Source organism: Providencia sp. JGM181 (assembly GCF_018257375.1).
In the GTDB taxonomy this organism is placed as follows: Bacteria; Pseudomonadota; Gammaproteobacteria; order Enterobacterales; family Enterobacteriaceae; genus Providencia; species Providencia lanzhouensis.
The window spans coordinates 1-13,880 of the sequence record NZ_JAERJY010000095.1; the positions used below are offsets into that span (position 1 = coordinate 1).

General features: G+C 47.7%; 11 protein-coding genes and 1 pseudogene. 4 read left to right on the plus strand and 8 right to left on the minus strand.

The window, feature by feature from the left end:
- The 4 genes and pseudogenes from JK188_RS12240 to JK188_RS12255 all read left to right on the plus strand — a co-directional run.
- Positions 1 to 354 (plus strand): annotated as a pseudogene (locus tag JK188_RS12240) (molecular chaperone); the annotation flags it as partial.
- An 81-nt stretch (positions 355 to 435) separates the two neighbouring features.
- Positions 436 to 3,195: a fimbria/pilus outer membrane usher protein gene (locus tag JK188_RS12245; RefSeq protein WP_249215536.1), complete on the plus strand. Its 2,760-nt coding sequence runs from the start codon at positions 436 to 438 to the stop codon at positions 3,193 to 3,195.
- Positions 3,195 to 4,310: a hypothetical protein gene (locus JK188_RS12250; RefSeq protein ID WP_211887018.1), complete on the plus strand. Its 1,116-nt coding sequence runs from the start codon at positions 3,195 to 3,197 to the stop codon at positions 4,308 to 4,310. The genes JK188_RS12245 and JK188_RS12250 overlap by 1 nt, the downstream gene beginning before the upstream one ends.
- 68 nt (positions 4,311 to 4,378) lie before the next feature.
- Entirely contained in the window at positions 4,379 to 5,500 is a 1,122-nt protein-coding gene (locus JK188_RS12255; RefSeq protein WP_249215535.1) for an SPOR domain-containing protein, read from the plus strand.
- A gap of 38 nt (positions 5,501 to 5,538) precedes the next feature.
- Here the strand turns inward: JK188_RS12255 and JK188_RS12260 are convergent, their stop codons facing one another.
- The 8 genes from JK188_RS12260 to JK188_RS12295 all read right to left on the minus strand — a co-directional run bounded on the left by JK188_RS12260 (position 5,539) and on the right by JK188_RS12295 (position 13,723).
- Entirely contained in the window at positions 5,539 to 6,645 is a 1,107-nt protein-coding gene (locus JK188_RS12260; protein ID WP_211887017.1) for a fatty acid desaturase family protein, read from the minus strand.
- Complete coding sequence (locus tag JK188_RS12265) at positions 6,632 to 7,756, minus strand: sterol desaturase family protein (RefSeq protein ID WP_211887016.1); 1,125 nt, start codon at positions 7,754 to 7,756, stop codon at positions 6,632 to 6,634. The genes JK188_RS12260 and JK188_RS12265 overlap by 14 nt, the downstream gene beginning before the upstream one ends.
- Positions 7,753 to 8,367, minus strand: coding sequence for a phosphatase PAP2 family protein (locus JK188_RS12270; RefSeq protein WP_211887015.1), 615 nt, complete (start codon positions 8,365 to 8,367; stop codon positions 7,753 to 7,755). The genes JK188_RS12265 and JK188_RS12270 overlap by 4 nt, the downstream gene beginning before the upstream one ends.
- Entirely contained in the window at positions 8,364 to 9,641 is a 1,278-nt protein-coding gene (locus JK188_RS12275; protein WP_211887014.1) for a F390 synthetase-related protein, read from the minus strand. Before JK188_RS12275 ends, JK188_RS12270 begins: the two co-directional genes overlap by 4 nt.
- Positions 9,638 to 10,438, minus strand: a complete 801-nt coding sequence (locus JK188_RS12280) for an MBL fold metallo-hydrolase (protein ID WP_211887012.1) — start codon at positions 10,436 to 10,438, stop codon at positions 9,638 to 9,640. The genes JK188_RS12275 and JK188_RS12280 overlap by 4 nt, the downstream gene beginning before the upstream one ends.
- Entirely contained in the window at positions 10,435 to 11,442 is a 1,008-nt protein-coding gene (locus JK188_RS12285; RefSeq protein ID WP_211887011.1) for an NAD-dependent epimerase/dehydratase family protein, read from the minus strand. The genes JK188_RS12280 and JK188_RS12285 overlap by 4 nt, the downstream gene beginning before the upstream one ends.
- Positions 11,439 to 12,437, minus strand: a complete 999-nt coding sequence (locus tag JK188_RS12290; RefSeq protein WP_211887010.1) for a 3-oxoacyl-[acyl-carrier-protein] synthase III C-terminal domain-containing protein — start codon at positions 12,435 to 12,437, stop codon at positions 11,439 to 11,441. Before JK188_RS12290 ends, JK188_RS12285 begins: the two co-directional genes overlap by 4 nt.
- 146 nt (positions 12,438 to 12,583) lie before the next feature.
- Positions 12,584 to 13,723 (minus strand): glycerate kinase family protein, encoded by a 1,140-nt coding sequence (locus JK188_RS12295; RefSeq protein WP_211887009.1) that lies wholly within the window; start codon positions 13,721 to 13,723, stop codon positions 12,584 to 12,586.
- Positions 13,724 to 13,880: the final 157 nt, after the last annotated feature.

The following is a 13,880-nucleotide window of genomic DNA, read 5'->3' on the forward strand; positions in this document are numbered from 1 at the left end:
GAGGCGGCTGAAGGCGCGCAAATGATCCTTGCCGTACAAAATAATCTGAAGCTGTTTTATCGCCCTGCGGGATTACCGGAACATCATCTCGACAATATCGCTGAGCAGCTGCAATTTCAGCGTACAAAAAATACGCTAACCCTGAAAAATCCGACGCCTTTTTATGTCACGCTAGCGTCACTGTCGGTGGGGAAAAACGCTCTGAATTTAAGTTCCTCACGCATGATCCCCCCTTTTGGGGAGGCGCAATGGCCCCTTGATGCCAGTCATGTCGCAAACGACATTCATTGGCAGCTCATGGACGACGATGGCGGAACCGACACAATGAGAACACGCCAACTCTCAGCAATGTAACCGCACCATACAGATAAACACATTCACCCGATGCGCATTGGCAACGGGGGGATTCTTGCATTCGCAAGATAAAGGAAGACCATGAAAAAAGCCCATAAAATTGCTGAACACCAGCCAAAAAATCCTTTTTTCCGTTATCACCCGCTGGCGTGTGTATTGCTATTTGCAGTCGCTCCAACACAGGCCGAAGATTACTTTGATCCCAGTTTTTTAGGGGTGGTGGGTGAAAACACAGACGTGGATTTATCCGCCTTCTCACAAGCCGGTGGCGTTGCTGAAGGGGAATACACCGTTTCCGTATTTGTGAACCAACAAGATGTGGGGCAATTTACGCTGAATTTTATCAAAAATGCCCACGGTGAAATCGCACCGGAATTAACCCCTGAGCAGCTCGACACCTTTGGGGTCAATGTGTCGCAAATTCCTGTCCTGAAAGACTTACCTAACGGCGAGTTTATTTCAGATTTAGGCGCGCTGATCCCACAAGCGACAACGCGATTAGATTTGTCACGCTTGCGATTAAACATCAGCGTGCCGCAAGTGGCGATGCAATCTCAAATCAATCGTAATGCCGATCCGTCATTATGGGACGATGGTATTCCTGCGCTTATGGCGAACTATAACGTCAGTGCGGGTCGCACTACGAGCCGCTATGATCACGGCAAAAAAAACCAAAATACCAACGTCTTTGCGTCTGCACGCTTGGGTGCCAATGCGGGGCCATGGCGTCTGCGCAGTAACCTCACCCATTCCCGTTTCGAATACAGCGGAAGCGAGAACCAATCGGCGACGACCAACACCCAAACCTACTTCTCCAATACCACCCTATCACGGGATATTCGGGCATTACGCTCGACATTGTTAGTGGGTGAAAGCAGCACGGGCAGCGATGTGTTTGATGGTGTGCCTTTTAAGGGCGTGCAGCTGACTTCTAACGAGCAGATGCTGCCAAGCCAATTACGCGGCTATGCGCCGGCGATCAGTGGCGTCGCCAACAGCAACGCCCGCGTCACTATCCGCCAAAATGGCAATATCGTGTATGAAGCCTATGTGGCGCCGGGTCCCTTTTATATCAATGATATCCAACAAGCGGGCTTATCCGGGGATTATGACGTCACAGTCACCGAAGCCGATGGCGCTGAGCGCCAGTTTGTAGTTCCCTACTCATCTTTACCCGTGATGCTACGCCCCGGCGGCTGGAAATACGAAGTGTCCTCCGGTCGTTACAATGGCAACTTGACCACCAGTTCACGCCGCTCTGACTTTATTCTCGGTACCGCTGTCTATGGGCTGCATAACGATGTCACGGTGTATGGCGGCGCCTTGCTGGCAAAAGATTATCAATCTCTGAGTGTGGGAACGGGGGTCTCTTTAGGTGACTTCGGTGCCGTCTCCACGGACGTCACTCACTCATCGGCGAAATTTACTTATTCCAACCCCGTAGCTAGCTCTAGCGAGCGAAAAACCGGGCAATCCTACCGTATCCGTTACTCAAAAAGCTTAATGGCAACCGGCACGTCGGTGGATTTAACCGCATTACGTTACTCCACGGAGCATTTCTATAATTTCAGCGAATTTAACAGCCAAGGTTATCGCCTTGAAGAGGGTCTTAGCCCGTGGACTTTACAGCGCCGTCGTAGCAGCTTCCAAACCCAACTCAGCCAACAGATGCAACAGTATGGCTCACTGCATTTTCGCGCTAACCGTGATGATTACTGGGGCAGCAGTCGAACCTTAACGGGCTTATCAATGGGCTACAGTAACAGCTTTAAAGGGATCAGCTACGGTGTGAACTACAATATCGACCGCGTAAAAGACAGTCGCAATCACTGGCCGGAAAACCGCCAGCTCTCTTTTAACTTAAGCGTGCCGTTCAGTGTGTTTACCCAAGACCATGATTTACAGTCGATTTATGCCACCTACTCCATGAGCCATGACCAAAACGGTCGTACCCAAAATAATAGCGGTCTGAGTGGCAGCTTTATGGATGGCAAGCTGTCTTATGGCGCGTCACAAAGCTGGGGAAATAAAGGGCAAATTGCGAACACCAACCTGAATGCGGGCTACCAAGGCGATAAAGGCAGTATCAGTACCGGTTATAGCTATAGCAATAATGCCCAGTCAATCAATATGAATGCCAGCGGCGGCGCCTTGCTTCATTCAGAAGGGCTGACGTTAAGTCGTTCGATGGGGGACTCTGTCGCACTGATCAGTGCACCGGGTGCCGAAGGCGTCAGTGTTAATGGCGGAACGGCCGTGACCGATTGGCGAGGCTATGCCGTGGCGCCTTATCTGTCCGACTATAACAAAAACAGCATTGGCTTAGACCCAAGTACGTTACCTGAAAACGTCGATTTACCGCAATCCAATACCAACGTTTACCCCACCAAAGGCGCGGTGGTGAAAGCCAGTTTCCGTACCCGTATCGGCTATCAAGTGTTAATGACCTTAAAACAGGGTGCCAAATATGTGCCATTTGGGGCGATTGCCACCTTAATTTCCGATAGCAACGCTGACAACATTAGCAGCATTGTGGGGGATGCAGGGCAGGTGTACCTGACGGGGTTACCAGAAACAGGAGAATTGTTGGTGAAGTGGGGAGAGACAGCCGCACAGCAATGTCAGGTGAAGTTCGATTTGCGCCATGTTGACGTTTCAGCCGATATGCCAATCCGCCAAGTCTCTTATCGCTGTGTGAGTGGGCAACAGCAGGCTCAGCCTGTGGTATCGAATACATCCCAAACTGCTCTGCAGGTACCTGCTCCAATGGAAAACATCGAATCTTTACATCAAACACCCAATAAAACACGTTGGTTACAGTCACCAGCAGGAGAAAAATAATGAAATTGAACAATCAAAAACGCTGGGGAAAAGTGTGGTCAGCCGCAGCAGGTTTAATTATATACAATGTATTTACAGCGGTTAGTTACAGTAATACATTCCCAAGTAACCCAGAGTTTAAAAATTTGGGATTAGTATGGGAAGGTTCTGAAGTGTCTAAATCAGAGAGTATGAGTGGGACAAACTATATAGGAGGTAATATTCACGGAAAAGTTTTATCCAATATTGACGGAAGCTCTTGGGGTTCCGTTGATGGCTATTATGGTGTAGTCCTTGAGCCTGGTGTGGTATTCACATTATCCGGAGACTCTAATGCTAAGGCAGGATCTTATGAAATAAATGTTAAGTATAATAATAAAAGTGACCCGACCGCCGCCTCCAGGCTATATAACCTTGAAACTACAACAAATTCGGGCTTATATAAATATAGAGCTGTATTTGCAGAAAAATATCTGTATCAGCAACAAAGTAGTCAAACCCAATATTTTACAGCCACTAAACTACGAGCATCTCTATACCTAAGTAATTCCGTAAAACCTAATAAGACGTATTCATATAATGGTGAGATTTGGCTGGAAGTTGGTTTGATGAGAATTTATCTTGTGAAAAACCCATCTTTTACCTTTGCACCACCAATTCAATGCACCATCAATACTCCACCTAAAATTGATTTTGGTAAAGTCAACATTTGGGATTGGGAAGGCAATACCACTGGTACACCAGGAGGGGCTCGTAAGGATGTTTTAGGTGTAGTTGATGGGAATTTTACGATCAACTGCACTGGAGATAATGGTGCTCATGCTCCCGCTAAATTAACACTTAAGGGAAACACTCAAGGTTATACAAACGACTTAAAAATGACGATGGATGCCACTGGAGAGGTGGCACCTGCGACCATACGAGCCTCCATTAAGTCTCTTTATCCCCCTTGCGATAGTAACGGTGTAAATTTTGGTCTAACAACCGGTAAGCCCCTCGCACATATCGTTGATTTAGGTGAGCTCACCGTTGGTCCACATCAAGTCCCTTACCGTTTTAGCCTTTGCGCACTTGGAGAAGGTTTTAAATCTGGCGCCGCATCTGCCACCGCCACCGTCACTCTTGACTGGGAATAATCTGCCTAACCGCTTAGTGGTTTTCACCACAAACCACTAAGCCTTTATCATTCAACGATGAGAATGCCATGATAGCCATTCACCGCCACTGCGTTTTCACCTTATTGCTCATGGGAATGTCGCTTCTGTTGTGCCGCCCTGCGCTGTCAGCAGTATCTCCAACATCCTTGGAACAAATTCACGACCTGGGTGTGCAATCCATCAATGGAGATGGCGTCCCTATCGACCTCGCCAAAGGGCGTTACTATATTCAGCAATCCGCATTGCAGGGGTATTCCCTCGGTCAGTACCATTTAGGAATTCTGTTTTTCACAGGTGAAGGAGGTCCTCAAAACTCAGCCTGCGCAATTTGGTGGCTGGAAAAAGCCATCGCCGCAAATAATGAAGTGCGTAAAAGAGCGCAACAGGCATTGCATGACATTCAGGAAGATATCACGGTCGCCACTGAAGCGGTTGATGAACAACGTTGCCAACAATATTCGTACAACTTAGTCAGCCTACCGATGACCGAGCCCGTTCACGCTGAACCGCAAGTTAACGTTATCGAACTCTCCGCCAAGGGAAATCATGCGCTACTGGAGGTTTTAAACAACCATCGACCGCACCGGATTTATGCCACATTGCGCCTATTGCAAAAGGAACTAACGAAAATATGGCAACCTATTGCCGAGCACCGTGAACGCTTAATGCTCGCCGCTGCACATAAAGCCCATATTCAGCAACAAACAGCACTAGCGGTAAATGAAACCGTTTCTGACGAACCGACTGAAGTGATCATTACCCTTGTATTGCCGCCGTCAGAACAAAAAGGTGAAACTGAACAAGTAGAATTAATGCCAATCAACACGCCTAGCAAGCCAATAGAGGTGACGATTCCGGTGGCGAAACAAGCCCCTGTGCATGCTAATTTAGGTAGCGATATTCGTTCAGCGCCACCTCGCCATTACACATTACAATTAGGCAGCGCAAGCAGCCCTGAAGGACTTTATGAACGTGCTCGTCGACATAAATTACGTAATTATTTGGTCTATGAAACAGTGAGAAATAACCGCCAATGGTATGTATTAGTGTATGGCGAATACCCAACGCTCCGAGCCGCAAAACACGCCATACCAAGCTTACCCTCTGCATTTCAACGGGATAAACCGTGGGTGCGCAGCCTGCAACATGTTCAATCTGAGCTAAACTAACCCACTGTTAGGTAGACAGTTAGGTAGGCGGCTATCGCTTACCTAACTCCTTCTCCTGTTCCCATTCGCTTTAAAAACCGCTGCTGATAACGCCACAAGGTTTTGGCATCGACACAGTGATAATCCATACCAAACTGTGCGGCGGTTTGCTGAATAATACGGGCGAGCGCGGGGTAATGCCGGTGGTGCCAATTGGGAAATAAATGGTGGGTAAGATGTAAATTCAGCCCACCGAGCCAATATGTCAGGCACTTCGGCGTGGTTTGCCAATCATAGGTTGTTGAGAATGTATGGGTATAAAACCCTTGCTCCATACGCCCTGAATCTGGCGCGGTATAAAAAGTGGCTTTCGCCCAGTGAGTGCCCAAAATCAGCACCACAAAAATAAATGACGCGAACATTTGGCTAAGCAGATAAACACCCAACAATGTGCCAATACCGATGCCATACGGGGATAACACCCAATAGGGTAATAATATGGCCAAGGCAAGATGCAGGCTCTTACTCAGAAAAAATACCCCAATACCTTTCGCACCTTGATAGCGCATTTTTGGCGCGACGCGGGTGAAATGAAAACGGTCAAACCAATCGTAGCCCCAAATCAGCGCGGGAAACGTCATTGCCGCTATCAACGGCCAATACAAATGCTGCCAACGCATAAACGGATACCAGCGTTGGTATGGAGTTTGGCGCAGTAAAAAATTCTCTTCAATATCCAGATCATAATCACGAACATTAGTATGGGAATGGTGAAAAACAATGTGCCGCACACGCCAACAATCAGGATCTAACCCTAAAGGAATTGTCACCCAAAAGTTCACAATCCGGTTAAGTGCTCCTCGCTGAAAAACGGCGTTATGGGAGGCATCGTGCACCATATTAATCGCCAACAATAAGGCAAAGAAAATAAATAGCGGATAACCCACAAAAAACAGTATTCCACCTTGGGAGCTGAGCATTAGCCCGTAGCTGCCTAAGCACACCAAAATCAGCGTCAAACTCTTGAGATAAACCCTGCCATCGGCAAAGCGGTGATCGCCTTTTTCTTGCAGATACCCCTTCGCCGCTTGCTGCAATGCACGGTGAAAAGCCAAGTCATCCCGCTGGCAAAAAGCGAGGGGCGGTAATGGCTTAGGCTTGTACATCACGTCTATCCACAGGCGTTGTTCCTACGCCCATTAGCACAGCAGCACTGTGCAACCATAATAGCGTACCCACCACTAGCCAGAATGGCGTCAACCAGCCTGCAATGATGATCAATAACAGCATCATGCTAGCCACCACAAACCAGCTCCATTTTCCCCAACCATAACCGCTCGATAAGCCAGACAACGCGACAGTCCCCGCCGCCAGCAGCAGAAATAACCCAATTTGCTCAAGGGTCGTTCCATTAAAACCGTAACCATAGCGATACACATAGCCAATCACCAACGTGAACAACAGCAATGTCCCGCCTACAAGCCCCATTTTTCCAATGTGATAACGAGGCGAATGGGCCGGTTTATTCGTTTTTTTCACACCCAGAATACGCAAGAATGGGCGATTACTGTCTATCAGTGGGTTTTCGGTAGCAGCTTCACCACCGATACCGTATTGATGCGGTGTTTCAGGAGATTCAGAAAACGTCCCAAACAGCTTGTCCCAAATAATAAAGCTACCGCCAAAATTACGATTGGCGTACCCACCCGTTTTTATATGGTGAACCCGATGATGATGCGGCGTCACCATCCATGATTCCAGCCATTTAAAACGGGGAATTAACCCGCTATGGTTAAAAAATTGAATCGTATAATGAAGCACAGATATCGTCATAAAAACAGTGAGCGGCACGCCCATCAACGCCAATAACAGAAAGAACGGAATCGAAGTGAGTGAGGAATACCACGAATTACGTACCCCTAATGAGAGATTAAAATGCTCCCCTTGATGGTGCACCACATGCACGGCCCACAAAAGACGGTAACGATGGTGCAAACGATGTAGCCAATAAAATCCTAAATCCCAAGCAATTAACGTAAACAACCACACCAACCACGTTGGCCAGCTATCGGTAAGACCAAAAGAAAAATGCGTGACCACAAAACCGTAGCAAAATAGTTCTAATCCACGGAACAGCCACAGCATGATATGCCCGGAATTAAGGTTAAAAACCACATCTTGCCAACTGAATGAAACGCGCTTTTGGCGAGCAATAATCAGCGCTTCCACCATCACAATCAACACCATAAAGATAATGGGAAATGTCAGTTCATTCATCGCACTCTCCGTGACGGATTAGCCGCCCATAAGCGAACAACCGTTATCGCTATCCACGCACAAACCGCACCGCCAACCACATCAATAAATAGGTGCCGCTTGAGCATTAAGACAGAAAAAATAATCATCAACGCCCAGAATAGCCACAAGAGGTTTCTCAAAAATTGGCCTTTTCGACACAACGCCCCCCATGCAATTAACGTCAACGATACATGGAGCGAAGGCAGCATATTTTGTGACGTATCCACCTGCAATAACCCGGCAAGTGCCTGCTGAGTCAATCCACTCCCTATATTTTGAGGAAATTCGGCTGTGGTTGGATAAATCAAATACACCGCGCCAGACAACACCGCACAGAGGATCATCTGCCACATTAACGGCTTCACTTTTTCTGCGTAACTCAGCAGATAACCGCAAGGAATAAAAAGGAAAAATGAGAGATAAAGCCATATCGCATTTGGCGAATAACCGATGACATCATCAATTATCGTGGGGGAAATAACGTGCGCGGAGGAATAAATATGCCCCGTCAATGAGTAGATAAACCCAACGCATCCCCAACCTAATAGTAAATACCCCACGCGCTGCCACACTGACATCGACGTTATCATGATACCTCCCGCATGATCCGCCGACGCTTAATTGCCATCTCTGTCACAGGCAAGGCGGTATTGAGCTGCCATTGAAGATGCTCAGTCACTGCGCCTTGCAGTTCAAAGTAGTCAGTTAGTGCTTGCTTACATCCTAATAGTACCGCTTCTTCACAATCCGCGGATAAGGTGAATAACTGCCCCTGTTGATGAAGTCGGTAATCAGTTTCTGTCGGTAACGTATTACACATCACTCGGTTACAGGCGTCCGCAAACAGGGTTATTGGTTCACCTTGTTGATTGGTTAACACCAATTGGTCATCGCTGCGCCCTTCGATGCGTTCAATGGCTATTTGCGCATCACCGCAGGGGCATGGGGTCTCTTTAACGACCAAGATATCATCCAGTTGATAACGCACTATGGGCTGAGTTTGCCGCGTAAAGTCGGTGATAATCGGTGAAAAACGGCGTTCATCAATCCACTGCTTTTCAATATGCAAAAAAGCTTCATTCAAATGCAATGTGCCATGAGGGCAGGTGCAGCCAAGAAAACCTTCCGTCGCTTGGTACACTTCGCCCACATCTGCAAAAACAGTTTTTAGCAGGGCTTTATCATCAGCATTTAGCACTTCTGCCACTGATATCACCCTTTTTGGGGTTAGTGAGCACTCATTTCGTTGCTGGCGCTTTGCAATTTCCACCAGCACCTGCGCAGGGGCAACAATAATGGTAGGCTGCCATTGATTAAGCTCAGCAAGATGCTCATCAAAATCTCCTAGTAAGTCGTAAAACTGAAATGAGAGCCAGCGGTTATTCACACTTTCATATAAGTTATTGTTTGCACGTAAAAACAATGCAACGCGCTCTCCGGCAAATAACCCATCCGGCAGCATCTTAGCGAGCATGGTTCCCGACCAGCGCGCTTGCTCGTCAGGGCTGACCACAAACACCCCGCGTTTTCCTGATGTCCCAGACGATAGCCCCACACTGAATTTCCCCACTGTTGGGGAAAAATCTCGGGAAGATTCGCTCTGTTTTGCGCAGGCAAGCAGCTCATCCACTTTCAGCCCTTGGGTGTTCATGCGGTCAAAATGCTGCATCATCAAGGCTTTGTTCATCACAGGCCACTGAGTAAGTGCTTGCTCACAATATGCCGAAAAATAGGGACTGCGCCGTAAAAAACGCTGCATAAATGCCGATAATTTTCGCTGTTGATATCGTTCTAGCGCTGCGCTATCCGTAAAACGCAGTCGGCGAGCCTGCCAGTAATACCACAGAATTTTCAGCAATTTCACAGCTCGCCCTCATGGCACAGTTGGATCGGGATCTGTCGCTTATCAATCTGATGCAATTTATTGAGCGTGTCGTAATAGGCTTGGCTGTCATCCATAATTAAATTCGCCACCGCCATTGGTCCGCGTAATTCTCGGTAATTCGTTGGTGACCATGCTGCATCCCCCGCCAGCAAGATCCAGCCATCATTCGTCGCCACGCATAACCCAGTATGCCCCGCAGCATGACCTGGTAATGGCACCGCAATTAAGGTTTTTTCTGGGTTTATTGCGTAGCCAAATCCTAATTCGGCTAAGTCTTCAGGGAGCTCAATACGCTCAAAACCTTCATAAAATCGTGCTCTTTCTTCGAAATCTTCAGGGATCAACCCACGCACAAAGGCTTTACGTAATGCAGAAAACCCAGTTAGATTGCGCGTTTTTTGCCACCCTTCCCCCGAACAGATTAATGGCACAGAAGGAAAATCCCGTAGCCCCGCAATATGGTCGCCATGGAAATGGGAAATAATTACGCCTGTAATATCAGCAGGCGTGATGCCATCCGCCTTGAGCTGAGAAACGAGAGCATCTTTGGTATCAAAATAAACCGGCGTAACCGCTCGATACAACCGAATGATCCCCTCACGGGTATGGTCATAAAAGTGATCGGCATACCCCGTATCAAATAGCCAACGCTGGTCATGCCCCTCAATCAGCCATGCCCGCGCGGGGAATTTACACGCTTTCATACTCGCACCTTTGAGGGCAACACAGCCGGGATGGGTGCAATATCCCACTTCAAATACCCGAATGTTCATCATGGTTTGCCCTCTTGATTTTCGTTAAGCCATTTTACAGTGCGTGAGATGCCCTCCGCCATGGAATAGCGTGGGATGTAACCGAGCTCTTGTTGAGCGCGTTGATTGTTTAAAATCATCGTAAAATAAGCGGCACCGAGGCTATAACGGGTTAATAACGGTTCTTTTCGCTGCATAATTGCCAATTTTTCTAAGCAGAACGCCACTCCGTATAATAGCGAATAAGGAGCTGATTTAATCTGGCACTCAGTGCCTGTTTGGGCAAATAGCATTTTTAATGTGGTGGCTAACGGTTGAGGATCTTGGTTAGTAATATTAAATATCGAGCCACTTTTTAACGGCTTTTGGGTTGCCAACATCATCGCATCCACCACATTTTCAACGTAGGTCAAATCGAAGGCGTTTTCTCCCCCTGCTGGCAGCACCAATTTGCCATGACGGGCGCGGACTTGCGCCATCAAACGTGGCAATAAAACCCGATCATGCGCGCCAAATAATCCTCGAGGGCGCAAAATCACAAAGGTGGTTAAGGGATAATTCGGCACTATCTTGGCAATTTCTTGCTCGGCAAGGAACTTCGTTCGCGCATAATCATTGGCAAATTGCGTGTTATTCGTTGATTCGAAAATATTGTGCTGGTGGGTAAAATTGAAATAGATTGCAGGGGTGGAGATATGCACAAACCGCTCGATGCCTTGCTCTGCCGCAGTTTGTGCTAAGGTTTTTGTGGCTTGCCAATTAATGGCTTCAAATGCGTCACGCGCACCCCATGGTGCGGACAATGCAGCGCAGTGCCAAATTGCCTGACACCCCGCCATCAATTCCCGCGCGGTTTCCGGTGTTAATGTTGCCAGTTCTACGGGAATAAATGTCGCCCCCGCATCCGTTAATTCCTGACCAATGGCTAAATCACGCCCGCAAGCCACCACCTGATGCCCATCACGTAGCAAGATTTCTGTGGCATTGCGCCCAAGCCCGCTGGTCGCACCTGTGACTAAGATTTTCATGGTATAAGAACCAGTGCGGATAACGCTAAACCGGCTGCGGTTCCTACCAGCATTACGTGGGATTTGCCATAAAAACGGTCGGTAATAATGGCTTCATGCAGCGCGGAAGGAATTGATGCCGCGACTTGGTTGCCGTGTGTGGCATAGATATCGACTAACTGCTCGGCGGTAACACCCAGGCGTTTACGCATATGTTCCAAGGATAAGTGGCTCGCTTGATGGGGAACCACCGTATCAATCTGCGCTAAGCTCACTCCCGCTTGAGACAGTATTCTCTCCATAAAATCCTCAACCATGGCGGATGCCATCTTGAATAGCGGTTTGCCTTTCATGTGGAATAAGAAATCGCTCGGCTCCATCCCTGAACGTGGATTACGACGAGTGCCCCCCGCGCGAATTTCACAGAGATCTAATCCTTCAGGATAGGTTTCCAGACGAAATGCCAAAATGCCGCTATTCCCATCACCGCGCTCAACGAGAGTGCAAGCCGCACCATCCCCAAAAATAAGCGAAGATTCTTCATGCTCCCAGTCGATCCCCCGAGAAGCAATATCCGCAGAGACAATCGCAATTCGGCGATACTGATGGGTGGCGAGTAGCCCACCCGCAATTTGCAGCGCCGATAAATAACTCACACAGCTCGCATTCACATCAAAGCAGGCAATACCCGAATGAAGTGCTGAACTTGCGAGAATATGAGCTGCGCTACAAGGTAGGGCTTGGACAGGAATAGCTGATGCACAAATCAAGGCATCCACTGAAGCAGGGTCAATATTGTGGCGAGTTAATGCATCGTGAATTGCCGCGGCGGCTAATTCCGCTTGGCTATCGGTATTTGATGCATGGTAGCGCCAGCGGATCCCCGAGCGTTTTTCAACGTAACCGTTCGGCTTATTCAGCTGCTTATCCAAATCCATCGACAATATTTTATGTGTGGGTAGTGCGATGCCAGAAGCAATAATTTTCAGTGGCACAAACGTGTTGGGGTTAAGCATTTTTTACCTATTCTTGTAGTTTATTGCTTTATTACCCCTTCATTTACCAAATAACCCGCCATCATGGTATCGGAAAAAGTGCATATAAAATAAATATTGGATAAGTCAGGTTATTTTTCAGCAAATAAATAGGTTTTGCTTTTATTTCAAAGGTGCCGACCCATATTTAATACTCGAGCCACATTGCATGCTGTATTTTCTAAGTTTTCAGCCCCCTGCTTGAGCGCCTCACTCAGCGAAGACAATCTTGGCAGAATACTAAATACCGCCGTTACCCCCTCTTGGTGTAATCCTTCTACCCCATCCCCTAATACACCACTTAATGCAATAACCGGAACCTGATGTTTTGCCGCGAGTCTCGCAATGCCGATGGGCGCTTTTCCTCCTGCGGTCTGCCCATCCATACTACCTTCCCCGATGATCACCAAGTCGGTATCTTGTAAGTGTTGCTCAAACGCTAAAGCGTCCATCACAATCTCAATACCAGATTTAAGCTCACCGCCAAGTAGCGCAGCGGCTGCAACGGCGATCCCCCCCGCCGCGCCGCCACCGGCAAGATAACGATAGTCAGTCCCCGTTAACTGTTGAAGAAGCGCCGCAAACTGGCTTAATCCATTATCCAATTCAGCCACCATTTCTGGCGTTGCTCCTTTTTGTGGACCAAAAACCGCCGCTGAGCCGTGTTCCCCTACCAATGGGTTACTCACATCGCAAGCTATGTCGATTTGGCACTGAGATAACCGCGGGTCAAGTTGCTGAATATCGATATGCGCTATCCGTGAAAGGATATTCCCCGCTATCCCCAGTAATTGATGATTTTCATCATAAAATCGCACGCCCAGTGCCTGCAACATACCGACGCCACCATCCACTGTAGCGCTCCCGCCAATCCCTAGAATAATCCGCTCAACCCCTTGAGCTAGCGCATTGGCTATCAGCTCTCCCGTACCATAGCTGTTCGTCAGCATTGGGTTTCGCTTGGCAATAGGCACTAGCATCAAGCCACTGGCTTGTGCCATTTCAATCACCGCCGTCTTACTTTCAGCTAATAGTCCATAGTAAGCCATGACAGGGAGACCCAAAGGATCTGCCACGGTAACCGATATTTTTTCACCGTGCTGCGCCGCGATCAGCGCATCCACAGTTCCCTCTCCACCATCAGCCACTGGCAGTGAAATATATTGCGCGTCAGGAAACACGCGTTGAAAACCTTTTATCACTGATTGAGCTGCAAGCTCGGCGCTCATGCTCTCTTTAAAAGAATCAGGTGCAATGATAATTTTCATTAATCAGCATTCCTTATTTGCACGATGTCATATTTATTCTTATTTCTATAAACTATTTAAAATAATACCGATAATCAATAAACAAATCTGTATCTTTATGACGAAGTAAATATAAATCTTTCTCTCGAAACATATTTATGAATAATATATATATAAG